Genomic DNA, 25,326 nt, shown 5'->3' on the forward strand with positions numbered 1-25,326 from the left:
ACATGGCCACGACCTCCGACACTAAGGCTTCCGTTCTCGCCTTCGAACGCAAGCTCGATCCCTCCGACGGTCTCTTCAGCGCCGGACGCTGGCATGACACAGCCAATGGCGCCCAGTGGCCGACGGTGGGTATCCACGAGAAAGCCGTGCGCGGCACCATTTCCAACCGTCTCAAGACCAAGGAACAGGATCCGGCCAAGCTCGATGCCTTGATCCAATCACCGAATCTCCAGACCGTGGACGTGGCAACCCTGCCCAACGACGCGGACACCCTGCGCCTGCGCTTCACCCTGCGGGTACTCGGTGGCGCCGGTGTTCCTGCCGCCTGCAACAGCCCAGCCTACCAAGCCAAACTGAAAGCAACTCTGCAAAGCTACAAGGACGCCACCGGCTTCGGCGAGTTGGCCCGCCGCTATGCGATCAATCTGGCCAATGGCCGCTTCCTGTGGCGCAACCGGGTTGGCGCCGAGCAGATCCTCGTCGAGGTACGGCAACTGCATCAAGGCGAAGTACGTCAAGCATGGACCTTCGATGCCCTGAGCTTCAGCCTGCGGGATTTCAGCGTCCCGAACGGTGTGGAAAACGCCATCGCTCAACTGGCCGCAGTCATCGAACAGGGCCTGGCCGGCCAAGGCCATACCCTGCTCGAAATCGTGGCCTACGCACGGGTCGGCGATGGGCAGGAAATCTATCCTTCCCAGGAGTTGATTCTCGATAAGGGCGACAAGAAAGGACAAAAGAGCAAGACCCTCTACGCCGTCGGTGACGACAAGAACCGCGTAGCCGCCATGCACAGCCAGAAGATCGGCAACGCCCTGCGCACCATCGATACCTGGTATCCCTTGGAAGACGGTGAAACCCTGGGGCCCATCGCCGTGGAGCCCTACGGCTCGGTGACGAACCAGGGCAAGGCCTATCGGCAACCCAAGGCCAAGGCGGACTTCTACTCCCTGCTCGACGGCTGGGTCCTGAAGGACAAGGCACCGTCTGAAGGCGACCAGCACTTCGTCATGGCGATCTTCATCCGTGGCGGCGTCTTTGGCGACAGCGACAAAGAATGACGGAGGCACCGATGGATGCTTTTGTTGACCTCCGTCTTCTGCCCGACCCGGAGTTTCTTGCCACAACCCTGATGAATGCGCTCTTCAGCAAGTTCCACCGGGGCCTCGTACGCTTCGGCGAGGGCAGCATCGGCGTGAGCTTTCCGGAAATCAGGGACGGAGCCCGTAGCCTCGGCACCCGGCTGCGCCTGCACGGCAAGGCGGACGCACTGCAGGGCTTTATGGACAGCAACTGGATGCAAGGCATGCGTGATCACGTTCAGATCGGCAGCCCCGCACCGGTTCCGGCGGGCGCGTGCCACCGTATCGTGCGGCGCGTGCAAGCCAAGAGTAGCCCCGAACGGTTACGCCGACGGCTGATCGCCCGCAAGGGAATCTCGGATGCAGAAGCCCAACTGGCCATCCCAGACAGCGCCGCCGAAACCCTTGCACTACCCTTCATCCTGCTCAAGAGCCAAAGCACCGGCCAGCCGTTTCCGCTGTTCGTGGAACACCTGCCCGTGCAGGACAACGCCCAGGCTGGAGTATTCAGCGCCTACGGCCTCAGCACCAACGGCACCATCCCCTGGTTCTGACCCTTTTTTTGCCCCCTCCAGCAAGCTATTGATTTTAAATGACTTGCTGAAGGGCTTTTATCTTAGGGGTAACGAGGCGAAGAAACGGGTTTTTCTTTAAAAATCAGGATCAAAGGCTGACGTAACATCTACTTCACTGCCGAATAGGCAGCTCAGAAAAATACGCCTCCGTCTGATGTGAGTAGCACCTTCTTCACTGCCGAATAGGCAGCTCAGAAAGATGTCGCTCATCGCTGCGGGGCATCTGCAACCTTCACTGCCGAATAGGCAGCTCAGAAAGTCGCGCCTGCGGCAAAATCGAGTGGGTTCGCCTTCACTGCCGAATAGGCAGCTCAGAAAAGTGACAGATCCACCGTGCGCAGCTTGTCGACCTTCACTGCCGAATAGGCAGCTCAGAAAGGCTCGGGCGTGCCGAGCTGGGCGGAATACCGCTTCACTGCCGAATAGGCAGCTCAGAAAACTCGGAGCGCAATGCCCAGGGCACCCGCTGACTTCACTGCCGAATAGGCAGCTCAGAAAAGTTGATGAATGGACGCGCGAAGAGCCGACGCCTTCACTGCCGAATAGGCAGCTCAGAAAACGGTGTATGTCGAGGTGGGCCTCGATGAACGCTTCACTGCCGAATAGGCAGCTCAGAAAGTCAGGCCCTTGGGATCGCCGCCCTCGAGATCCTTCACTGCCGAATAGGCAGCTCAGAAAATACCCGCTACGTTTTGCCAGGATAGTTGTCACTTCACTGCCGAATAGGCAGCTCAGAAACATCCGGGCCGGTGCGTTTCATGACCTGCAGGCTTCACTGCCGAATAGGCAGCTCAGAAACAGGATAGTTGTCAGATGTCTTCGTCAAATCTTCTTCACTGCCGAATAGGCAGCTCAGAAATGTGTAAAGAAGGGTCGTTCTCGGGGTCTTGTCTTCACTGCCGAATAGGCAGCTCAGAAATTCAAGATTCCACTGGGCCGTTTCTGCGGCTTCTTCACTGCCGAATAGGCAGCTCAGAAATGATGGCACCAAGTCGCAAGTAAAGACGGATACTTCACTGCCGAATAGGCAGCTCAGAAAGACACAAACACAAAGACCACTACCAATCCTGACTTCACTGCCGAATAGGCAGCTCAGAAAATTCCGAAGGGCGGCGGCGTTCAGGTGGAGAACTTCACTGCCGAATAGGCAGCTCAGAAAGCGCAACGCGCCGCTACCCACCGCTGCCGGACCTTCACTGCCGAATAGGCAGCTCAGAAATGGGGAGGTAAGGACGAGACGCACGGCATGAACTTCACTGCCGAATAGGCAGCTCAGAAAGTCATGCACATGTGCCCGCATTGCCAGACCCTCTTCACTGCCGAATAGGCAGCTCAGAAATCACGGGCCAGGTCGCAATCACGCTCGATGCGCCTTCACTGCCGAATAGGCAGCTCAGAAATGGTTGCGGCGCTTGTGCTCGGCGAAGTAACCCCTTCACTGCCGAATAGGCAGCTCAGAAAGTGAAGTTGAGCAGGTTCGTCTGCATGGTCCGCTTCACTGCCGAATAGGCAGCTCAGAAAAACTCGCTGATGTGCAGCCGGTGAATCGTGCCCTTCACTGCCGAATAGGCAGCTCAGAAACCCAAGCGGCCACTGCGATAAGTGGCGGGATAGCTTCACTGCCGAATAGGCAGCTCAGAAATGCCGTGACGGCTTCCGTGTACGCCTCCGCCCCTTCACTGCCGAATAGGCAGCTCAGAAATCCGACGCCGAAAGCCTGCAGCGGGCCGCCCACTTCACTGCCGAATAGGCAGCTCAGAAATTGCAGTCGCTGGCTGTCATCAGCAGAAGGTCCTTCACTGCCGAATAGGCAGCTCAGAAATCGCAGAAAAGGTAGGGGGAAAGAGCAGGCCGCTTCACTGCCGAATAGGCAGCTCAGAAAGTCGCGGCCCTCGGCTGTGCTCTCGATCACCACTTCACTGCCGAATAGGCAGCTCAGAAAGAGGGTAACTACTACGCGAAGGACATGATTGCCTTCACTGCCGAATAGGCAGCTCAGAAATGTGGAGCGATGGCGAGATCGATGCCTACCTCCTTCACTGCCGAATAGGCAGCTCAGAAAAAGGAGATGAGCATGACCAAGATCGATATGAGCTTCACTGCCGAATAGGCAGCTCAGAAAACTCGCCGCAGACGATGCGTTTATGGATATTCCTTCACTGCCGAATAGGCAGCTCAGAAATGCGCGATAACGGCAAGGGCGGCCTCCTCGGCCTTCACTGCCGAATAGGCAGCTCAGAAATGATCTGCTGGGTGGATGAGGCGGAACCGGTGCTTCACTGCCGAATAGGCAGCTCAGAAACGCAAGCACCTCAAGGGCTGCTACATCGACGCCTTCACTGCCGAATAGGCAGCTCAGAAAACCAGCGGCGGCCCTCGGATTCAAACTCACTGCTTCACTGCCGAATAGGCAGCTCAGAAAACGCACCACGGAGCTGATCACGGGCATCTACGCTTCACTGCCGAATAGGCAGCTCAGAAATCTCGAAAAAGGCGCTCGCGGAATTGCGCCGACTTCACTGCCGAATAGGCAGCTCAGAAAGATGCCCGCATTGCGGATTAAGTAAGTCGGGGCTTCACTGCCGAATAGGCAGCTCAGAAAATCACGCGGGATGCGGTATCGATAGAGCGCCGCTTCACTGCCGAATAGGCAGCTCAGAAATGTGCGGCGACTGTCGCCTGGAGCTTGATCTGCTTCACTGCCGAATAGGCAGCTCAGAAAGCGATCAACAAAAATGGATGGATAGCTGAAGCCTTCACTGCCGAATAGGCAGCTCAGAAAGGCCTGATCGGGGAAGACATGCGGCTGTCCGGCTTCACTGCCGAATAGGCAGCTCAGAAAAGTTCCAAGCGGCTGCGATGGCCCGTGCTCAGCTTCACTGCCGAATAGGCAGCTCAGAAAGAGGCGCCAGACGCGATGACTTCGAACATCAGCTTCACTGCCGAATAGGCAGCTCAGAAAGCCGACACGGCTGCAACAGGCACGCTTCTGGGCTTCACTGCCGAATAGGCAGCTCAGAAAATCGCCGAGCAGGCCGCAGCATGGGACAAGTACTTCACTGCCGAATAGGCAGCTCAGAAAATACGGCAAGCCAAGCCGTGACGCTGGCTACACCTTCACTGCCGAATAGGCAGCTCAGAAACGCGACCATGGATGCCTCGTGGTCGAGAAAGCCTTCACTGCCGAATAGGCAGCTCAGAAAACCTACCTCCGTTTTCAATGTCCAGGTCGTAGCTTCACTGCCGAATAGGCAGCTCAGAAAGTTAAAGGCCCCCGTCGTGGCCGCCGCGCCCCCCTCACTGCCGAATAGGCAGCTCAGAAAGTCAGCCAGTTTCTGCGCCAGCCAGGATTCGTCTTCACTGCCGAATAGGCAGCTCAGAAACCCACCATCCTTGCTGAAGTCACGAAAGCCGACTTCACTGCCGAATAGGCAGCTCAGAAATTTCTCGACATGGTTGCCGTCTCCGAGTTGGGCTTCACTGCCGAATAGGCAGCTCAGAAATGTGCCGCCGCCCATCTCATCGACCAGCCGTACTTCACTGCCGAATAGGCAGCTCAGAAAGATCAACGAGCAGCCGCCGCCAAGGCGATTTTCTTCACTGCCGAATGGGCAGCTCAGAAATGTGGCGGGGCGGACATCGATCGGCTTCGCGCCTTCACTGCCGAATAGGCAGCTCAGAAATTGCCGTTGAGGCGCTGCGCAGCCAGACCCTGCTTCACTGCCGAATAGGCAGCTCAGAAACGCTGCCGGCCGGCATGCGTCTGGATGATGTGCTTCACTGCCGAATAGGCAGCTCAGAAACTGGGCATTGAGGGCCGACAGGCGCTGATACTCTTCACTGCCGAATAGGCAGCTCAGAAATGGTAGCCGGCGCTGATCACGTAAGGGCCGATCTTCACTGCCGAATAGGCAGCTCAGAAACGGCCTTGTCGGCTTCGCGGGCGGCCTTGGCCCTTCACTGCCGAATAGGCAGCTCAGAAAATTGCGCTCGAATCGCCCAGTTGCACCATGCTCTTCACTGCCGAATAGGCAGCTCAGAAAGTCCAGCATCCGCCAGCCCGGCCCATCTCGAACTTCACTGCCGAATAGGCAGCTCAGAAAAAGAAGAGCATGAGACGCGGCCCGGGTATGAACTTCACTGCCGAATAGGAAGCTCAGAAACGTCGCCGCGCCGGTTCAGTTCGGCGTGCACTGCTTCACTGCCGAATAGGCAGCTCAGAAAGGCAGCAGCTGGGAAGACGTTCGAGGCGCTTCCTTCACTGCCGAATAGGCAGCTCAGAAAGAACAGGAGCACGAAACGCTGCGTGATGCTGTCTTCACTGCCGAATAGGCAGCTCAGAAACAGACGTCGTCAAGGTAGTGCTCGACGACGCGCTTCACTGCCGAATAGGCAGCTCAGAAACGAGTCTGAGCGCACTGCCGCCGCCACCAAGCCTTCACTGCCGAATAGGCAGCTCAGAAACACACGTCTGTGACGCTCGCCGCAAGGTCGCCCTTCACTGCCGAATAGGCAGCTCAGAAATACTCCACAATATATCCACCCACGGCAACGCATACCAACCCACACGACCACAACCAATCGCCGCACATTTGCTTACGGACGATTACTTTCCCTAACTAATCCCCTCACTAGAATTGAAAAACAATGTGACTCACGGGGGACATCATGTCGCAGCACCTACACGCCTTCACCATGCCGAAGGCGGTCAAATGGCTTGGGCTCAGCCTCATCGCATCCGGTCTCGCTGCCTGCGGCGGCGGCGGGGGGGGTGGTTCGAGCACGGACACCGGCACGCTGAAACTGGCGATGACTGATGCGCCGTCCTGTGGCTACGATCACGTCTACGTGACCGTGACCAAGATCCGCGTGCATCAGAGCGCCACGGCCAACACAACGGATGCGGGCTGGAGCGAGCTCAACATCACGCCTCAGCGCATCGACCTGCTGGGGCTGACCAATGGCGTACTGCAGGAACTGGGCTCCCTGCCCCTGCCCGCCGGCACCTACCAGCAGGTGCGCCTGGTACTGGCCGACAACCCGGCCAACCCGACGCCCGCCAATCCGCTGGCCAACGCGATCGTGCCGGCCGGCTCGAACAACGAGATCGCCTTGAGCACGCCCAGCGGCCAGCAGAGCGGCTTCAAGTTGCAGGCCAAGTTCGACGTGGTCGGCAGCCAGGTGGCCGACATGGTCCTCGACTTCGACGCCTGCAAGTCGGTGGTGAAGGCCGGCAATTCCGGCAACTACAACCTGAAACCGGTGGTGGCGGTCATAAAGCGCCTGACGACTGCCATCGTCGGCTATGTGAATCCGGCCCTCGCGCCGAGCATGGTGGTGTCCACCCGCGACCCGGACAACAACCTGCGGGCCACCGTACCGGACGCGGCGACCGGCAAGTTCACGCTGGCCTACCTGCCCGAAGGCGGCAACTACACAGTCGTGCTGAGCGGCCCGAACCTGACCACCGCCGCCGTCACCGGCGTGCCGGTGACCCTCGCCGCCGGCACGACACCGGTCAATCCGCTCGCCGCACCGATCAATCCGCCTGCGTCGAGCATGGCCGGCCTGGCCGGCACCGTCACCAACGCCAGCGCCGTCGCGCTCACCGACGCCCAGGTATCCGTGCGCCAGGCGCTGACCTCAGGCCAGATCCTCGACGTGGCGTGGACGGCTGTCGATCCGCTGTCGGCCGGCTACAACCTGTCCCTGCCGCTGGCGGCGCCGCTGAAGGCCACCTACGCGGGCGGTAACGCGCTGACGTTCACGATGGATGCGGTGACACCCGGTGCCTACAACGTGACGGCCACGGCCAGCGGCTATACGGGCCAGAGCACGGCACCGGGCGTCGTGCTCGGCGCGCCGGGCAGCACCACCGTCAAGAACCTGATCCTGGTGCCCTGACCAACCCAGGGCGGGGCGGGCGCCGATGCGGCCGCCCCCGAGCGCCTACAGCTCCGCGTAGCGGCCGCGCAGCCGCGCTTCCACATCGGCAAAGCGCAAGGTGTCGATGAGTTGTCCGAGCACATCGACCTCGTCGGCCCCGATGCGTGCGGCGAGGCCGGCCCGAAGGCTCTCGAAGATCCTCAAGGCATCCACATCCTGCTCCGCCAGCGCAGTAAACAAGGCATGCAAGTCGGTACGGTCCAGTGCGGCGGGGGTGCTCCCGTACCCGCTGGCGACCGGCTGCGGCGTATCCAGCAGCGGCGCCAGATCGGCACTCAGCCGGGCCATCGCCTTCTCCAGCGCGTCGAGCACGGGCGCCGGGTCGGTGGCGGAGGCCTCGCTGAAGAGGCCTTCAAGTTGCCCTGCCAGCCCGAACACCTCCCGGGCCGCCACGTTGCCGGCCAGGCCCTTCAGCTTGTGCGCCCGCTGGACCACGGCGGCCGTGTCGTTGCGCGCCAGATCGTTGCGCAGCCGGACAGCCACGTCGGCGAACTCGTCGCGCAGACCGCGCAGGGCCCGCAGGAACAGGGCCCGATCGTTCAGGAAGCGGTCGCTGGCCTCCTTGTCGTCGATGCCGGGAATGACCGGGAAAGCGTCGCCGGCTGCCTGCGCGGCAACAGGGGGCGCTGCCGGTAGCGCCCGGCGGACCTTGTCGCCCACCTGGCGCAGGATCGCCGCGACCATCGCGTCCAGCTCGAAGGGCTTGGTCAGGAAGCCGGACATCCCGGCGGCGAAGGCGCGCTCACGCTGGCTGGGCAGCACGCCGGCGGTCAGCGCGATGATCGGCAGCCCGCCCAGCCCCAGCTCGGCGCGGATCCGGCGGGTCGCCTCCAGGCCGTCCATGACCGGCATCTGTACGTCCATCAGGACCAGGTCGAAGGCCGACGACTCAACGCGCAGCAGCTCGACGGCCGCCTCGCCGTTGTCCATGACCTCCACCTGGGCGCCTTCGAATTCCAGCAGGCGGCGGGCCACGTCCTGGTTGACCGTACTGTCGTCCACCACCAGCACGCGGAGGCCGGGCAGGCGGGCACCGGCGCTGTCGCCGCGCGCCTCCAGCACCTGCGCCACGTCGGCCGGCTCGAAGGGGAGCTCGAACCAGAACTCGCTGCCCTCGCCCGGCTGGCTAAGCACGCCGATCTCGCCACCCATCAGGCTCACCAGCTGCCGGCAGATCGCCAGGCCCAGGCCGGTGCCGCCGAACTGGCGGCTGGTGGATGCGTCGGCCTGCACAAAGGCATCGAACAGGCGCGCGATCTTGTCGGGCGCGATACCGATGCCGGTGTCCCGCACGGTGAAGCGCAGGCGGACCTGCCCGGCGTCCCGGCGGGTGACGTGCACGGCCAGCACCACTTCGCCGGCGGGGGTGAACTTGATCGCATTGCCGGCCAGATTGTGCAAAACCTGCGACAGGCGCTGCGCATCGCCGAGCAGCGCATGCACATCGGCCGGCAGCGGCTCCAGACGCAGGCTCAGGCGCTTGGCGGCGGCCGACGCGGTGAGCACGTCCACCAGATGGCTCATCACGTTGGCCAGCACGAAGGGTTCCGGCGCCAGCTCGAAATGACCGGCCTCAATCTTGGAGAAGTCGAGGATGTCGTTGATGACCGCCACCAGGCCGCGGCTGGCGGTCTGCACGGTATGCACCAGGTGGCGCTGCTCGGCGTCGAGCCCGCCGCGCGCCAGAACCTGCACGGTGCCGACGATGGCATTGAGTGGCGTGCGAATCTCGTGGCTCATGTTGGCCAGGAAGTCGCTCTTCGCCTGGTTGGCGCTCTCGGCCTGTCGCCGCGCCTCCTCCAGTACGCGCTCGGCCTCCCGGTGGCTGCTGATGTCGGTATAGGTCAGCAGGGTCCACCCGTCGGGCAGCGGCGTGCCCTGGATCTTGAGCGTCACGCCGTTGAACTGGGTCCGTTCGAAGACCACCGGCTGGGCATCCTTCATGGCCTTCACGAAAACCGGCAGCACCTGCTCCACGCTCGCCACGCCGTGATCGCCGCGGGCCACGTTGAAGCGCACCAGGTCGTCGAAGCGGATGCCCTTGCGGGCGCACAGTTCCGGCGGATAGACCAGCAATTCGGAAAACAGGCTGTTCTGCAGCACCAGGTGGCGCTGCTCGTCGTAGACGACGAGGCCGAAGGGCAGGCTCTCGATCACGCCGCTGAGCAGGCTGGTCTGCCGTTCGAGGCTGCGGTTGGCGCTCTCCGTCTCGAGGCCGCGCACACGCAGTTCGGCATTCGCCGCCTCCAGATCCTGCTGGACGCGCTTCAGGTCGGTCACGTCGACGAAGGTCGCCAGGACAACCCCGGCCAGAGAGATGCCCGACACTTCCACGTCGCGCACGCTGCCGTCCATGCAGCGCACGCGGACCTCCAGCGGCGTGGTGGCACGCTGCTCGACCAGGCCCTGCTGCACCGCCGCAGCCCACTTGGCGCGCGCCCAGGCCCGATAGTCAGGATCGGGCACCGCGCACAGCCACCAGTCATCGAAGCTGCGCACCTGACTCTCGGTGTAACCGAACAGGCGCGCGAACTGTTCGTTGCGGATGACGATGGATTCATCCTCGAGCACCCCCATCGCAATGGGCGCGCGCAGGACGAAGGCACGAAAACGGTTGCGGACGGCTTCCAGTTCGCGGGTCCGTTCGGACACCCGCGTCTCCAGCCCCGCCGCCGCCTCGCGGAGTGCTTCGCGCCGGGCCAGCAGGCTGTGGGTCATCGCCTGCAAGGCCTCGGCCAGGTGACGGACCTCGGTGGTGCGCGAGCGGACCTCGGGTAGCTGCTCTTCCTCGCCCTGCTGGACGCGCCGGGCGGCCTCGGCGAGCTGCTCCAGGGGCTGGCTCAGGCGGCGCGCGAACAGGAAGACGACGGCACCCAAGCCCAGCGTGGTCAGGATGGCCAGCACCAGCTGGGCCCGGCGCAGCGCGTCGACCGGCGCCAGGGCCTTGTCCACCGGCTCGCGCACCACGATCTTCCAGCCGAGGGCCGCCGCCGCCGGGCTGGGCAGCAGCGCCGCGGCGGTGAAGAACTCGCCTTCCTGGCCCCACGTCACCTGCGCGTAGCCCACGTCCCTGGGCAGGTCCGGCACCTCGCCGCCGCCAACCGCCTTGTAGGGGTACAGCACTGCGTTGCTGCGGCTGAGGACATACACCTCCACCCGATCGGTGAGCGCCTCCGCCGGCAATGCCGTTGAAATGATGTGCTCGACCCAGCTCCAGTGGGAATGACTGGCCAGGATGCCCCGCCAGCCACCATTCTCGTCATAGATCGGCGCGGCGAAGTCGATGAAGCGCAGCGGCTCGCCGGACGGCGGTGCCGGCAGGTGCTTGGCCAGCAGCACGGCTTCGTGGATGTCGCCAAGGTAAGAGTGCTTCTGCCCCTCGATAAACCACGGGCGCTTCTGCACGTTCGCGCCGGCCAGCACGCCATCGGCGGAATTGAGCACGATGCCGTCGGGCCCGGCGACGCCGATCCACGCGTACTGCGGGTGGGAGTGCTTCATGCGCTCCAGTACGCCGCGCAGGTCATCCGCCCCCAGGCTGCCACGGGTCATCGCCGGCGACTGGGCCAGCAGCGTGACCTCCCGCGCCCGCTCCTGGATGTTGCCATCCAGCTGGACGGCGATCGCATGGGCCAGGTCACGCAGCGCGGCGCCCCTCTCGCGGGTCAGCGCCGCGGTGGTGGCTTGTTCAAGATAGAGGTTGTGGCCCAGTGCGACGAGCAGCGACAGGCCGCCGAACAGCAGGGTCAGACGGGCACGGAAGGAATAGAGCCAGGCTGGCATGGCGCTCCGAAGATGAAAGGCACAGGGTGGCTGACGACCGTCCCCACCATGATCTCAGCATGACGTGGATCAGTCACCCGATTCGATCACGCAATCCGCATCGTAGCCCTGCCCGACAATCCCGACCCGGTCGACGACCCGCGCCCTCCCCGCAGCCTTGGCGGCGTACAGGGCTTCGTCGGCCAAGGCCAGCAGCGCCTCCGGCGCGGCCAGGCAGCTTGGCGCCTGATCGCAGTTGCGGCAGGCTGCGCGGGGCGGCTCGACGCCGTCGCAGGGCAGCACCAGCGTGGCCACGCCCACGCTGACCGTGACATGCGCCGCTACCGATGACGCCGCATGGGGGATCCCCAGCGCGGCCACACCCTGGCAGAGGCTCTCGCCGAGGCGGAAGGCGTCGAAGGCATTGGTGGCCGGCAGGAACAGCGCGAACTCCTCGCCGCCGTAGCGCGCCACCAAGTCGCCGGCCCGGCGGGCTGTGCCCGCCAGCACGCGGGCCACCGCACGCAGGCAGGCGTCACCCGCCGGGTGCCCGTAGGTGTCGTTGAAGCGCTTGAAGTAATCCACGTCCACCATCAGCAGCGACAGCGGCGCGTGGCTGCGCAGCGCACGCCGCCACTCCAGCTGCAGGCCGTCGTCGAAGGCACGCCGGTTGGCGATGCCGGTCAGCGCGTCGGTGGCGGTCAGGCGGCGCAGCTCGTCGCTCTGGCGCTTGAGGGCCAGGTGCGTGCGGACCCGCGCCTGGACCACCGGCGGGTTGAGCGGCTTGGGAATGAAATCCACCGCCCCGATCGTCAGCGCATGGGTTTCCGACGCGGTGTCGGTGTGGGCGGTGACGAAGATCACCGGCAGGTGGGCCAGCGCCGGGTCGGCCTTGAGCTGGCGGCAGGTCTCGTAGCCGCCCAGGCCGGGCATCTCGGCATCCAGCAGGATCAGGTCCGGCGGGTTCTGGCGGATCTGCAGCAGCGCGTCCTCGCCGCTGGTGGCGAAATGGATGCGCGCCATCCCCGTCAGCAGACGACTCAGCAGGCGGACCATGCCCGGGTCGTCATCGACGACCAGCAGGCGTTGCATGGGCTCGGCGGGGTCCGGATTCAGGACATCCATGAAGCGGGTTCTCGTCTGGCTCGGTATGTGCCCGTATCGTAGCGGAAGCCACGCTACCCGGCACCGCCATCAGGCAGGATCGGCCTGCTCCGCGTCCTGCATCTCGGCGTCCGGCATCACGGTGACGCGCACCTCCGGCGCCTGGGCCAGGCCGCCGAGGATCACGCCACGCAGCGGCGACACGTCCTGGAAGTCGCGCCCCCAGCCGAGGGTCAGGTGGCGCAGGTCGGGCTGGATGCCGTTGGTCGGGTCGTACTCGATCCAGCCATTGTGCGGGCACCACACCGCCACCCACGCGTGGGACGCGTCGGCGCCGATCAGGCGCGGTTTGCCCGGCGGCGGATCGGTGAGCAGGTAGCCCGACATGTAGCGGGCCGGCAGGCCGATGGAGCGCAGCGCGGCGATCATCAGGTGGGCGAAGTCCTGGCACACGCCGCGCTTGCGCTGCAGCACCTCATGGACCGGGGTGTTAACCTCGGTGGCCTTGGCATCGAAGGTGAAGGTCTCGAAGATCAGCGCCATCAGGGCCTGCGCACCGGCGAGCAGGGGCTGCCCCGGCGTGAAGGCTTCCCGGGCGAAGGCCGCCAGTGCGGCGCTGCGGGGCACCCGCGGCGACGCGTACAGGTAGCGCAGCGCGTCAAGGGAATCCGCCCCGCGCGGCTCCGGGTGGTAGCGCAGGCTGTCACGCACGCCTTCCCACGGCGGCGAATCCTCGGGTTCGGGCTGTTCGCGGCTCATCACCGTGACGTGGCTCTCGGCGCGCACCAGCAGGCCGTCGTGGGGCGTGTCGAGGGACAGCCAGCCGACCGGATTGCCGAAGGCGTCCTCACCCTCGCTCAGGCGGGCCAGGTCCGGCTCGATGACGATCCGCCCCGACTCCCGGCTCTGCCACGGCAGCTCGCGGGGAATCAGGTGCAGCAGATGCTGGGCCAGCGACACCGGCACGCCGCAGGGGGTGTACTCGGTTTCGTGGAGGATGGTGTAGGCGGCGGAACGGGTCATGGGGCCTTCAGGCGGCAAAGGTGGCCTGGCCGGCCTGGCCGACGTGGCTGAAGAAGCGCATCGCCAGACGGTCAGACAGCGTACGGCCGGCGCTGCCGACGCGCTCGAAGAGCTCGGCCAGCTGGCGGCTGGCGTCCGCCCGTTCGAGGGCCGGGCAGACAGCCTCCAGCCGCCCCCACGGGAAGGCGCGGATCGCCGCGAAGCTGGCCTCCAGCTCGGCAACGCCGAGGTCGACCTTCTCGTCGGCCTCGAAGCGGGCCAGGTAGTTGCAGACCATGCGCACCTGGAAGGCCAGCGCATGGGGGTTGCCGTCGTCCGTCGTCAGCATGTGCAGCGCCGGCAGCAGTTCGGGCTGGGCGCGGTAACGGGTGCGGTAGGTGATGATCGAATCGCACAGCTCGAGCAGGGCCTCCACCGCCAGCTCCCGCTGCAGCGCGCCGTTGATGTCGCCATAGACGCGCAGGAAGCGCGCCAGCGTGCGGGCCAGGCTGTCCAGGCGCTCGACGCGGCGGCCGACGATGTGCAGGCGCCAGCCCATGTCGCGGGTCATGTTGTCCATCGCGAAGCCGGACAGGGACACGAAGGTGGTCAGCGCACCGTCGAGGAATTCGAGCAGCGCCGACACGTCGGTGACCGTCGCGCGGGCGTCCTCCAGCTCGGCGGACAGGCGCTTGAGGGCGTGCCAGTGGTCGAGGGACAGGTGCTCGCGGGCCTGCGTGGCACACCACATGAGACGTTGCAGGTTGGCCGCCAGGCCGCTGTCGGAGCGGCGATCGAGCACCGCGCGGAACAGGTCGAGCTCGGCCTTGGCGATCGGCAGGCTGCCCACCCGCGATTCGATCAGGCCGGCCCCTGCCGCCAGTTCGAGCATCATCGTCAGGGCCCCGGCACGCTCCGAGCGCCGCCCCTCCGACAGCCGCGACAGGGCCAGGCGGGCCAGGCGCGCGACGGCATCGCAGCGTTCGCCGTAGCGACCGCACCAGAACAGGTTCTCGGCCAGGCGCGACGACAGGGTGCCGGTTTCCTCGATCAGGTCGCCGACGCGGATGTTGTTGTTGAGCAGGCTGAAGGTGGCCACCGGGCCATCGGACAGCACCCAGGTGTCCTTGCTGCTGCCGCCCTTCTGCATGGTCAGGATGCGCGTGTTGTCCACCCCGGCAACACGCGCCAGCCCGCCGGGCAGCACGCTGTAGCCTTCCGGCGTGATCGCCGCGTAGACGCGCAGGCCCATCGAACGGGTCAACAGCTTGCGGCGCTGGCCGCCGCCCCAGGCCGGCGCACGGGACAGCTTGACCAGCTCCTGGGCGACGAAGGCCGACGGATCGGCCTCGATGCGCCGGGCCACCTCGTCGAACTGGTCCTCGCCGAGCTGGTCGCCGAAGATGATCTCGTTGCCGCCACCCGGAAAAGTCGGCTTGATGACCAGGCTGCGCAGGTTCTCCAGCACTTCCTGGCGGGCCGGCTCCTCGCCGCACCACCAGGTGGCCACCGACGGCATGGCCAGCTCCTCGCCGAGCAGATGGCGGCAGATGCCCGGCAGAAAACCCGGCAGCGCCGCCGATTCGAGCAGGCCGCTCCCCAGCGCGTTGGCCACCAGCACCTTGCCGGCACGTACCGCGCCGAGCAGGCCCGGCACACCGAGGGCGGAGTCGGCGCGCAGCTCGACCGGATCGCAGAAGTCGTCGTCGAGGCGGCGCAGGATCGCATGCACGCGCTTGAGGCCGGACACCGTCTTGAGGAAGACCGTGTCGTTGCGCACCGTCAGATCCTGCCCCTCGACCAGCGGGAAGCCCATGTTGCGGGCCAGGTAAACGTGCTCGAAATAGGTTTCGTTGAAAGGCCCCGGCGTCAGCAGCACCGTTAGCGGCGGCTCGCCGTCGGTCGGTGCCTGGCTGGCCAGGCTGCGCTGCAGGCCACGGAAGAAGCCCGACAAGCTACGCACCTGCATGTCGCGGAACAGATCCGGAAAGGCCCGCGACACCAGCTGGCGGTTCTCCAGCGCGTAGCCGGCGCCGGACGGGCTCTGGGTACGGTCGGCGATGACCCACCAGCGGCCGTCCGGCGAGCGAGCCAGATCGGCGGAGTACAGATGCAGGTAGGAGCCGCCGGGCGGCTTGATGCCGGAGCACGGCCACAGGAAACCCTTGTGGCCATACACCAGCTCCGGCGGCAGCAGGCCTTCGGAGAGCGTGGTCTGGGCACCGTAGAGGTCGCCGAGCAGCGCGTTGAGCAGGCGCGCGCGCTGCGTGATCGCCGCCGAGATGCCGCGCCATTCCTCTGCGGGCAGGATCAGCGGCAGCAGGTCCACCGACCACGGGCGGTCGGCACCACGGGGGTCGGCGTAAACGTTGTAGGTGACGCCGTTCTGCTGGATGCCGCGGGAGAGCTGGGCGGCACGCACCTTCAGGGTATCGGCGCTGGATTCGTCGATGTGATCGAGGAATTCCTGCCAGTGCGGGCGCACGCCTTCTTCACCGAACAGCTCGTCGTAGCTGTCGGGTCGATAGGGGTAATGGGCAAGGATGGAGCTGGGCATCTCGCGAAACTAGCACACACCGACCGGACCGCCGTGCCACGGACGGCACGGAGGTTGTTGATTTTGGTAAAGCGGGCAGGCGCCACCGTGGGGCGAACGCATTCGCCCCACGGTTTTGAATCCCCCCGTAAGGCCGGGGAGCCGCCGTCAGCGCCGCAGATCGAGCGTGAAGGGGAACTCCCGCTCGACCGGCGAGACCTGCACCGCCGGCTCGCCCGGCGTGTGGCCCATGCGGAAGAAGCGCGCCAGGCGGCGGCTCTCGGCCTCGAAGGCGTTGATCGGGAAGGTCTCGAAGCTGCGCCCGCCCGGGTGCGACACGTGGTACTGGCAACCGCCGAGGGAGCGATTGGTCCAGGTATCCACCAGGTCGAAGACCAGCGGCGCATGGGACGGGATGGTCGGGTGCAGGCAGGACGGCGGCTGCCAGGCGCGGTAGCGCACGCCAGCGACGTGCTCGCCGACGGTGCCGGTGGGCTGCAGCGGGATCGTGCGGCCGTTCACCGCCAGCAGGAAGCGGTCGTCGGACATGCCGGAAACCTTCACCTGCAAGCGCTCGACGGACGAATCGACGAAGCGCACGGTGCCGCCACCGCCGCCTTCCTCACCCATCACGTGCCAGGGCTCGAGGGCGCCGCGCAGTTCCACGTCGATGCCGCGCACCGCGAAATCGCCGATCTTCGGGAAGCGGAACTCCATGTGCGGCGCGAACCATTCCGGCTTGAAGTCCAGGCCGTGACTCTGCATGTCCTCCATCACGTCGTTGAAGTCCTGCTCGACGAAGTGCGGCAGCAGGAAGCGGTCATGCAGCTCGGTGCCCCAGCGCACCAGCCGCTGCGGCGCATAGGGCGTTTCCCAGAAGCGCGCCAGCAGGCCGCGCAGCAGCAGTTGCTGGGACAGCGACATGCGCGCGTGGGGCGGCATCTCGAAGGCGCGCAGCTCGAGCAGGCCGAGGCGGCCGGTGGGGCCGTCCGGCGAGTACATCTTGTCGATGCAGAACTCGGAGCGGTGGGTGTTGCCGCTCACATCGATGAGCAGGTTGCGCAGCAGACGGTCGATCAGCCACGGCGGCACTTCCTCGCCGATCTTCGGGAACTGGCGGAAGGCGGTCTCGATTTCATACACCGAATCGTTGCGCGCCTCGTCGATGCGCGGTGCCTGGCTGGTCGGGCCGATGAACAGGCCGGAGAACAGGTAGGACAGGCTCGGGTGGTTGTGCCAGTAGGAGATCAGGCTGCGCAGCAGGTCCGGCCGGCGCAGGAAGGGCGAATCGGCCGGCGTGGCGCCGCCGAGCACGAAGTGGTTGCCGCCACCGGTGCCGGTGTGGCGGCCGTCCACCATGAACTTCTCGCTGGTCAGGCGCGAGTAGTGTGCCGCCTCGTAGAGGTGGGTAGTGCGGTCCACCAGCTCTTCCCAGTTGCTGGCCGGGTGGATGTTCACCTCGATCACGCCGGGGTCGGGGGTGATGCGGAAGTGGGTCAGGCGCGGGTCGGACGGCGGCTCGTAGCCTTCGATGACCACCGGCGTGCCGAGGGCCTCGGCGGTCGCCTCGACGGCGGCGACCAGTTCCAGGTACTTCTCCAGGCTAGCCAGCGGCGGCATGAAGATGTGCATCGTGCCGTTGCGCGGCTCGGCGCACAGCGCGGTACGGACGATCCAGTTGGCGGATTCGAAGCGCTCCGGCTGGCGGTCGGTGGGGCGCAGCTTCTCGGCCTCGCGGGCGGCCTTCAGCGCGGCGGCGGCATGCGCCGCGGCGGACGAGCCGAAACCGGGCTCGCCGTCCTTCAGCGCGTTGAGCACGGCGGTCTGGCCGCCCGGCAGCTGGCGGCGGATCGCGGTGTACTCGGGCAGTGGCGGGAAGCTCTGGTGGGGGTCCGGCTGGCTGACGTAGGGGTAGTCGCCCTTCGTCACCCAAGGCTGGGAATCCAGCGGCAGGCGGTAGCCGACCGGCGAGTCGCCGGGGATCAGGTAGCAGCGCTCGTCGCGCAGGAACCACGAGCCGGTCTGCCATTCGCCGGTGTAGTCGTTGAGGCCGACCGGCAGGATGTAACCGACCGGGTTGGGCAGGCCGTGCTCATAGACGCGGCGGATGCGGTCGCGCTCCAGCGGGTCGTCGAGGCGGGCGTCGAAGGGATCGACGTTGCCCGGCAGGCGGCGTTCGCGCCACAGGTAGTAGAAAGCGTCCTCGAAGGCCGGGAAGACCCGCTGCGGATCCAGCGCCAGCCGCTCGGCGATGCCGGCCAGGAACACATTGGCCTGGTCTTCGGTGGCTTCGCCCGGCGCCGAGGCGTCGGCGATCAGGTCCGGGTTGATCCAGATCGGCTGGCCGTCCTTGCGCCAGAAGCAGGTCAGCGACCAGCGCGGCAGCTGCTCGCCCGGATACCACTTGCCCTGGCCGAAGTGGGCCAGGCCGTTGGGGCCGTATTTCTCGCGCAGGCGGTGGTAGAGGTCTTCGGCGCGGACGCGCTTGGTCGGGCCCATCGCCTCGGTGTTCCACTCGGCGCCGTCCGGGTCGTCGATGGACACGAAGGTCGGCTCGCCCCCCATCGTCAGGCGCATGTCGTTGGCGTCGAGGTCGGCGTCGATGCGATGGCCGAGGGCCTCGATCTCGGCCCATTGCTCCTCGGTGTAGGGCTTGGTGACCCGCGGCGCCTCGAACACGCGGGTGACCTCCATGCGGTGCTCGAACTCGCACTCGCACTCGTCGATGAGGCCGGAGATCGGTGCTGCCGACGACGGATCGGGGGATGCGGCCAGCGGGATGTGGCCCTCGCCGGCGAACAGGCCGGAGGTCGGATCGAGGCCGACCCAACCGGCGCCGGGCAGGTATACCTCAGTCCACGCGTGCAGGTCGGTGAAGTCCACCTCGGTGCCGGACGGGCCGTCGAGGGATTTGACGTCGGCCTTCAGCTGGATCAGGTAGCCCGACACGAAGCGCGCCGCCAGGCCCAGGTGGCGCAGCAGCTGGACCAGCAGCCAGGCCGAGTCGCGGCACGAGCCGGTGCGCTTGGTGAGCGTCTCTTCCGGCGTCTGCACGCCCGGCTCCATGCGGATCACGTAGCCGATGTGGTTCTGCAGGTCGGCGTTGAGCTTGACCAGGAAGTCCACCACCCGGGTCTTGTCGCGGGAGATGCCGTCCAGGTACTTCTTGAACTCTGGCTTAGCCTCTTCCTTCAGGCGGTACGGGGCCAGCTCGTGGTTGAGGGCGCCGGCGTACTCGAACGGGAAATTCTCGGCCTCGGGTTCCAGGAAGAAGTCGAAGGGATTGATCACCGACATCTCGGCAACCAGGTCCACCTCGATGCTGAACTCGGTGACCTTCTCCGGGAAAACCAGGCGCGCCAGGTAGTTGGACTGCGGGTCCTGCTGCCAGTTGATGAAGTGGGGCTTGGGCAGCACCTTCAGCGAGTAGGACAGGATGCGCGTACGGCTGTGGGGTGCCGGCCGCAGACGGACGACTTGCGGGCCGACATTGATCGGCCGGTCGTACTTGTAGGAGGTCAGGTGATTGAGGGCGACATGGATGGTCACGGGATACTCCGTTCTTGGGGCGCGGTTTGCAGACTTGTTGCCTGACGTAGCAAGCTTCACGCCAAGCGGTTTACGCCGCTCCTGTTGCGTGGATGTTGCGATCCTGCATCAAACCGAGGCTTTTGGAGTATCGAAACGGGGATGGGGCGCGCTGACCCGGCAACCGCCCGCCGTGCACGCACCAGAATGGACACCGGGATATGCACCAATAATGTGCATATCCCGGTTACAAGGCAGCGGAAGCCTGCGGAGCTAGGCCACGGCGGCCGCACCGGCCTCCGCCGTGGCGGCATCGAACCAGGCCAGCTTGCCAGCCAGGCTGACCACCTCGCCGACGATCAGCAGCGCCGGCGGGCGGATGCCGGCCAGCGTGGCCTTGTCCGGCAGGGTCTCGAGGGTGGCGGTGACGATGCGCTGGCGCGGCGTGGTGCCGTTCTCGACCAGCGCAGCCGGGGTCTGCGGGGAACGACCGTGGGCGATCAACGCCGCGCAGTGGGACAGCAGCATGCCGACGCCCATGTAGATCACTGCGGTCTGATGCGGGCGCGCCAGCGCCGTCCAGTCCAGCGCCGATTCGCCGGCCCGGCGGTGGCCGGTGGCGAACACCACCGACTGGGCGTAATCCCGGTGGGTCAGCGGAATCCCTGCGTAGGCCGCCACGCCGCAGGCGGCGGTGACGCCCGGCACCACCTCGAAGGGGATGCCAGCGGCCAGCAGTTCTTCCAGTTCCTCGCCGCCCCGCCCGAAGATAAAGGGGTCGCCGCCCTTCAGGCGGACCACCCGGCGACCATCGCGGGCCAGTTCGACGAGCAGGCGGTTGATGTCCTCCTGCGGCAGCGTGTGGTGGCCGGCCTCCTTGCCGACGTAGATGCGCTCGGCATCAGGCCGGGCGAAGTCCAGCACGCCGTCGCCGACCAGGTGATCCACCACCAGCGCGTCGGCCTCGCCGATCAGCCGCGCGGCGCGCAGCGTCAGCAGCTCGGGGTCACCCGGCCCGGCGCCGACCAGCGCCACCCGCCCCGCCGGGCGGATGCCACCGGCAAGCGGCTTGAAGGTCTCGGCCGGCGCGCTGCCGCGGCCTCCGACGAGCTGGTCGACAAAGGCACGCAGGGTGCCGGCGGCAGGCAGGCCGAAGCTGGCGATGGCGGACGGAGGCATGGCGGAACTCCCGGAATCATGACGGCCGCAATCTATCAGCCGGTCCCCTTTTTCGAACTTGACCCGAGTCAAGGAAGGGGAATAGCCCGGAAGCGCACTCTTCGCCGCAAGCGGGATAGGCCGCTCGTTGGGTTCATAAAGGGAGATGCACGATGAGTATGTGGAAAACCGGAGCGATTGCCATGGCCTTGCTGCCGCTGGCCCTGTCGCACGCCTTCGCCGAAGAGCCGAAGACATCGACGAACGATCCCGCTGCCAAGTACCAGGCGGCAGGGTCGCCGCTGGCCAACGTGGAGATGTACCAGGACATCAACCCGAAGGCGCCGCCGATGAGCAAGGCGGAGTTCGACAAGGCGCGCCAGATCTACTTCGAACGCTGCGCCGGCTGTCACGGCGTGCTGCGCAAGGGCGCCACCGGCAAGCCGCTGACGCCGGACAAGACCCTGGCCGCGGGCACCGACTACCTGAAGGTTTTCATCAAGTACGGCTCTCCCGCCGGCATGCCCAACTGGGGCACCTCCGGTGAATTCGACGACGACACCGTCGACCTGATGGCCCGCTACGTCCAGCAGACGCCTCCGCAGCCGCCGGAATACGGCCTGAAGGAAATGAAGGCGACCTGGAAGGTCATCATTCCGCCCGAGCAGCGGCCGAAGAAGAAGATGAACAGCTACAACATCGAGAACATCTTCTCGACCACCCTGCGCGACGCGGGTGAAATTGCGCTCATCGATGGCGACACCAAGAAGATCATCAACGTGATCAAGACCGGCTACGCGGTGCACATCTCCCGCGTGTCCGCCTCCGGCCGCTACCTGTTCGTGATCGGCCGCGACGCCAAGATCAACATGATCGACCTGTGGATGGAGAAGCCCGACAACGTCGCCGAGATCCGCACCGGTCTCGAGGCCCGCTCCGTCGAGACCTCCAAGTTCAAGGGCTACGAAGACAAGCTGGCCATCGCCGGCTCCTACTGGCCGCCCCAGTACGTGATCATGAACGGCGACACCCTCGAGCCGCTGAAGATCATGGCCACCCGCGGCATGACCGTCGGCGACCAGGAATACCACCCGGAACCGCGCGTCGCCTCCATCGTGGCGTCCCACTTCAAGCCCGAGTTCCTGGTCAACGTGAAGGAAACCGGCAAGACCCTGCTGGTCAACTACACCGACCTCAACGCCGTCTCCACCAAGGAAATCCCGGTCGCCAAGTACCTGCATGACGGCGGTCTGGACAGCAGCAAGCGCTACTTCATGGTGGCCGCCAACCAGTCCAACAAGATCGGCGCGATCGACATGAAGGATGGCAAGCTGGCCGGCCTCATCGACGTGGGCAAGATCCCGCACCCGGGCCGCGGCGCCAACTTCATCCATCCGAAGTACGGTCCGGTGTGGTCCACCGGCCACCTGGGCGACGACACCATCGCGCTGATCGGCACCGACCCAGCCAAGCACCCGCAGTACGCCTGGAAGATGGTCGAATCGCTGAAGGGCCCGGGCGGAGGCGCGCTGTTCGTCAAGAGCCACCCGAAGTCCAAGCACTTGTACTCCGACGCGCCGCTGAACCCGGATCCGAAGATCTCCCAGTCGATCGTGGTGTATGACGTCAATAACCTGGCTGCCGGCTACAAGACCCTGCCTATCGGCGAGTGGGCCGGCCTGAAGGACGACGGCGCCAAGCGCGTAGTGCAGCCCGAGTACAACAAGGCGGGCGACGAAGTGTGGTTCTCGGTGTGGAGCGCCAAGAACAAGGAATCGGCGATCGTCGTCGTGGATGACAAGACCCTGCAACTGAAGACCGTCATCAAGGATCCGCGCATCATCACGCCGACCGGCCACTTCAACCTCTACAACACGCAGCACGACATCTACTGAGCATCGTGTCCGGCCGCCCCCGGAGCCCCCGGGCGGCGGCACCTTCATCCAGGAGACAAGAAATGAAGAAACGCTTCCTGCTGCTCGCCCTGCTGGCCACCGCCGCCAGCGGCAGCGTCTTCGCCGACCCGGCCGCGTCGGCCCAGAAGGCCGGCTGCCTGGCCTGCCATTCGATGGACAAGAAGCTCGTCGGCCCGGCTTTCAAGGACGTCGCCGCCAAGTACAAGGGCCAGGGCGACGCCGTCGCCAAGCTCACCGACAAGGTCCGCAAGGGCGGTTCCGGCAACTGGGGCCAGATCCCGATGCCGCCCAACCCGGCCGAGAAGATCAGCGACGCCGAGCTGAAGGACGTGCTGGGCTGGGTCCTGAAGGGCTGAGCAGGTTCGTAACCCGGGGATGGGGTTATTTGAGGGGGGCGAGCTCATGCGCCCCCCTCTTGCGTTCACCCTATTCCCGGTCCCCCTGGTCCTCGTCCAGCCACACCAGGCGCCCATGGCAGGCGTCATCGAGGCGGCCCACCAGTTCCGCCGCAGCATCCACGGGCAGGCTGAAGGCGAATTCCACCTGTTCGCCGTGGCTCACCCCGAGCAGCACCGCCCTGGCGCCATCCAGCGCCCGCCGCACCAGCCCTTCCTGCGCATAGGGCACGACACAACGCAGCGAAGTGCTGCGCACGATGGCCACCGTCTCCGCCACCAGCAGCGCCTGCGCCACGCTGTCCGTGTAGGCCCGTACCAGGCCGCCGGCCCCCAATTTCACGCCGCCGTAGTAGCGCACCACCGTCGCCAGCACGCCTTCCAGATCCTGGTGGCGCAGCACGTCGAGCATCGGCCGCCCGGCCGTGCCGCTCGGCTCGCCGTCATCCACCGCCGCCGACTGTCCGCCGGCCAGCAAGGCCCAGCACACATGGGCGGCGCCCGAATGCGCCGCCTTCAGCGCCGCCACCACGCGCTGGGCTTCGGCGCGGTCGGCCATCGGCTGCACGCAGCCGAGGAAGCGGCTCTTCTTGATCAGCAATTCGCTGTGGGCAGGGGCGGCGAGGGTCTGGGGCATCGGACGACAACGGGAGGCAGGCGCGGGAACGAGGGCGCAAGGATAAGGCCAAGCGCCGGCGGGCGCCCATCGGCCCGGCCTTCTTGATGCCCATCAATGACCCTGCCGGCGGGTCAACCTACTGTGAGGGCGTCGTCAAAAGGAGTTCTGCGATGGACCGCTCGTTGTTGATCCACGTGGCCGTGCTGCTCGGCCTGACCGCCCTGGCGGTGAGCGCCGCCCCCGCCGCCGAACCGGCGCCCACGCCGCAGCGCCAGCAGATGCTGGTGCACATGGTCCGCCAGGACTGCGGCTCCTGCCACGGCATGCGCCTGGCCGGCGGCCTCGGCCCAGCCCTGCTGCCGGAACGGCTTGCCGAACTGCCCGATGAAGCCCTGGTTGCCACCATCCTGAACGGCCGCCCCGGCACCGCGATGCCCGGCTGGAACCAGTTCATGGACGAGGCCGAGGCTGGTTGGATCGTCGCCCGCCTGAAAGAAGGCTTCCCGGCCCTGCAATGATCATGCGTCTCCTCTCCTCCCTCGGCACCCTCGCCGCCGCCCTCGCCCTTACCGCCTGCGCCAGCGCGCCCACCGAGCTGCGCGGCACCGGCGACCTCGGCGTGGTCATCGAACGTGCCACCGGCCGCGTGCAGATCGTCGAACACAGCCACGACAGCAGCCTCGGCAGCGTGGACGGCCTCGGCGACCTGTCTCACGCCCACGTGGCCTTCTCCCGCGACGGCCGCTACGCCTACGTGTTCGGCCGCGACGGCGGGCTGACCAAGGTAGACCTGCTGACCCGCCGCATCGCCAAACGCATCATCCAGGCCGGCAATTCCATCGGCGGTTCGATATCGCAGGACGGCCGCCTGATCGTCGCCCAGAACTACGAGCCGGGCGGCATCAAGGCCTTCGACGCCGACACGCTGGAACTGCTCGCCGAGGTGCCCGCCGAATACGCGCCGGGCAAGTTCTCCCGCGTCGTCGGGCTGGCCGACGTGCCGGGCCAGCGCTTCGCCTACGCGCTGTTCGACGCGGGCGAGATCTGGGTCAGCGACTTCAGCGACCCGCGCAAACCCGTCACCACCCGCTACCCGGCCGGCAAGCAGCCCTACGACGGCCTCGTCACGCCGGACGGGCGCTACTTCCTGGCCGGCCTGTTCGGCGAGGACGGCATCTCCCTGCTCGACCTGTGGCACCCGGAAGCCGGCAGCCGCAAGATCCTGTCCGGCTACGGCCGCGGCGAGGAAAAGCTGCCGGTCTTCAAGATGCCCCACCTGCGCGGCTGGTCCCTGGCCGCCGGCCAGGCCTGGCTGCCGGCCGTCGGCCACCACGAGGTGCTGGTCGCCGACGTCCGCAGCTGGCAGGAGACGGCACGCATCCCGGTAAAAGGCCAGCCGGTGTTCGTGATGGCGCGCCCGGACGGCCGCCAGGTGTGGGTGAACTTCGCCTTCCCCGACAACGAGTGGGTGCAGGTCATCGACACCGTCGACAAGCGCGTGATCCACACCTTCAGCCCCGGCAAGGCGGTGCTGCACATGGAATTCACGCCGCGCGGCGAGGACGTGTGGCTGTCCTCGCGGGACAGCAACCGGGTCACGGTGGTAGACACCGCCAGCTTCGCGGTGCGCAAGGAACTACCGGCCGACGCACCGTCGGGCATCTTCTTCACGTCCCGCGCCCAGCGCATCGGCTTTTGAGACG

The 25,326-nt window shown here is 65.9% G+C and carries 14 protein-coding genes and 1 CRISPR repeat array; of the genes, 7 read left to right on the plus strand and 7 right to left on the minus strand.

What is annotated here, in order from left to right; all coding sequences use genetic code 11:
* The first annotated feature begins 2 nt into the window (after positions 1–2).
* From csy3 to AC3QL2_RS10075, 3 genes are all read left to right on the plus strand, one after another.
* Positions 3–1,061, plus strand: a complete 1,059-nt coding sequence (csy3, locus tag AC3QL2_RS10065; RefSeq protein WP_493233425.1) for a type I-F CRISPR-associated protein Csy3 — start codon at positions 3–5, stop codon at positions 1,059–1,061.
* Positions 1,058–1,636, plus strand: coding sequence for a type I-F CRISPR-associated endoribonuclease Cas6/Csy4 (gene cas6f / locus AC3QL2_RS10070; protein ID WP_493233427.1), 579 nt, complete (start codon positions 1,058–1,060; stop codon positions 1,634–1,636). The genes csy3 and cas6f overlap by 4 nt, the downstream gene beginning before the upstream one ends.
* A gap of 131 nt (positions 1,637–1,767) precedes the next feature.
* Positions 1,768–6,181: a CRISPR direct-repeat array (repeat unit 28 nt; unit sequence CTTCACTGCCGAATAGGCAGCTCAGAAA).
* Positions 6,182–6,325: 144 nt separating this feature from the next.
* A complete protein-coding gene (locus tag AC3QL2_RS10075; protein ID WP_493233428.1) occupies positions 6,326–7,561 on the plus strand; it encodes a DUF4382 domain-containing protein in 1,236 nt (411 codons plus the stop codon).
* Positions 7,562–7,606: 45 nt separating this feature from the next.
* Here the strand turns inward: AC3QL2_RS10075 and AC3QL2_RS10080 are convergent, their stop codons facing one another.
* The 6 genes from AC3QL2_RS10080 to cobA all read right to left on the minus strand — a co-directional run bounded on the left by AC3QL2_RS10080 (position 7,607) and on the right by cobA (position 20,714).
* A complete protein-coding gene (locus AC3QL2_RS10080; RefSeq protein ID WP_493233430.1) occupies positions 7,607–11,386 on the minus strand; it encodes an ATP-binding protein in 3,780 nt (1,259 codons plus the stop codon).
* 69 nt (positions 11,387–11,455) lie between these two features.
* Positions 11,456–12,490 (minus strand): diguanylate cyclase domain-containing protein, encoded by a 1,035-nt coding sequence (locus tag AC3QL2_RS10085; RefSeq protein WP_493233431.1) that lies wholly within the window; start codon positions 12,488–12,490, stop codon positions 11,456–11,458.
* 69 nt (positions 12,491–12,559) lie between these two features.
* Positions 12,560–13,492: a transglutaminase family protein gene (locus tag AC3QL2_RS10090; RefSeq protein ID WP_493233433.1), complete on the minus strand. Its 933-nt coding sequence runs from the start codon at positions 13,490–13,492 to the stop codon at positions 12,560–12,562.
* A 7-nt stretch (positions 13,493–13,499) separates the two neighbouring features.
* Positions 13,500–16,028 carry a circularly permuted type 2 ATP-grasp protein gene (locus tag AC3QL2_RS10095; RefSeq protein WP_493233435.1) on the minus strand — a complete coding sequence of 843 codons (2,529 nt, stop codon included), beginning with the start codon at positions 16,026–16,028 and terminating at the stop codon, positions 13,500–13,502.
* Positions 16,029–16,175: 147 nt separating this feature from the next.
* Complete coding sequence (locus tag AC3QL2_RS10100) at positions 16,176–19,556, minus strand: transglutaminase family protein (protein ID WP_493233437.1); 3,381 nt, start codon at positions 19,554–19,556, stop codon at positions 16,176–16,178.
* Between the two features lie 252 nt (positions 19,557–19,808).
* Positions 19,809–20,714 carry a uroporphyrinogen-III C-methyltransferase gene (gene cobA, locus AC3QL2_RS10105; RefSeq protein ID WP_493233438.1) on the minus strand — a complete coding sequence of 302 codons (906 nt, stop codon included), beginning with the start codon at positions 20,712–20,714 and terminating at the stop codon, positions 19,809–19,811.
* Between the two features lie 158 nt (positions 20,715–20,872).
* On the opposite strand from cobA, the gene AC3QL2_RS10110 reads away from it, so the two are divergent.
* Positions 20,873–22,588: a cytochrome D1 domain-containing protein gene (locus AC3QL2_RS10110; RefSeq protein ID WP_493233552.1), complete on the plus strand. Its 1,716-nt coding sequence runs from the start codon at positions 20,873–20,875 to the stop codon at positions 22,586–22,588.
* A 62-nt stretch (positions 22,589–22,650) separates the two neighbouring features.
* The gene (locus tag AC3QL2_RS10115; protein WP_493233440.1) at positions 22,651–22,965 is read left to right on the plus strand and encodes a c-type cytochrome; all 315 of its coding nucleotides are present in this window, start codon (positions 22,651–22,653) and stop codon (positions 22,963–22,965) included.
* Positions 22,966–23,035: 70 nt separating this feature from the next.
* On the opposite strand, the gene AC3QL2_RS10120 is transcribed toward AC3QL2_RS10115, so the two are convergent.
* Entirely contained in the window at positions 23,036–23,641 is a 606-nt protein-coding gene (locus AC3QL2_RS10120; protein ID WP_493233442.1) for an IMPACT family protein, read from the minus strand.
* A gap of 152 nt (positions 23,642–23,793) precedes the next feature.
* Between AC3QL2_RS10120 and AC3QL2_RS10125 the strand changes: the two genes are divergently transcribed.
* Both AC3QL2_RS10125 and AC3QL2_RS10130 read left to right on the plus strand, forming a co-directional pair.
* Positions 23,794–24,141 (plus strand): c-type cytochrome, encoded by a 348-nt coding sequence (locus tag AC3QL2_RS10125; protein WP_493233443.1) that lies wholly within the window; start codon positions 23,794–23,796, stop codon positions 24,139–24,141.
* 2 nt (positions 24,142–24,143) lie between these two features.
* On the plus strand, positions 24,144–25,322 hold the full coding sequence (locus AC3QL2_RS10130; RefSeq protein ID WP_493233445.1) for a cytochrome D1 domain-containing protein: 1,179 nt from the start codon (positions 24,144–24,146) through the stop codon (positions 25,320–25,322).
* The last annotated feature ends 4 nt before the right edge of the window (positions 25,323–25,326 follow it).

The organism is Zoogloea sp. GW822-FHT05C07, from assembly GCF_058800215.1.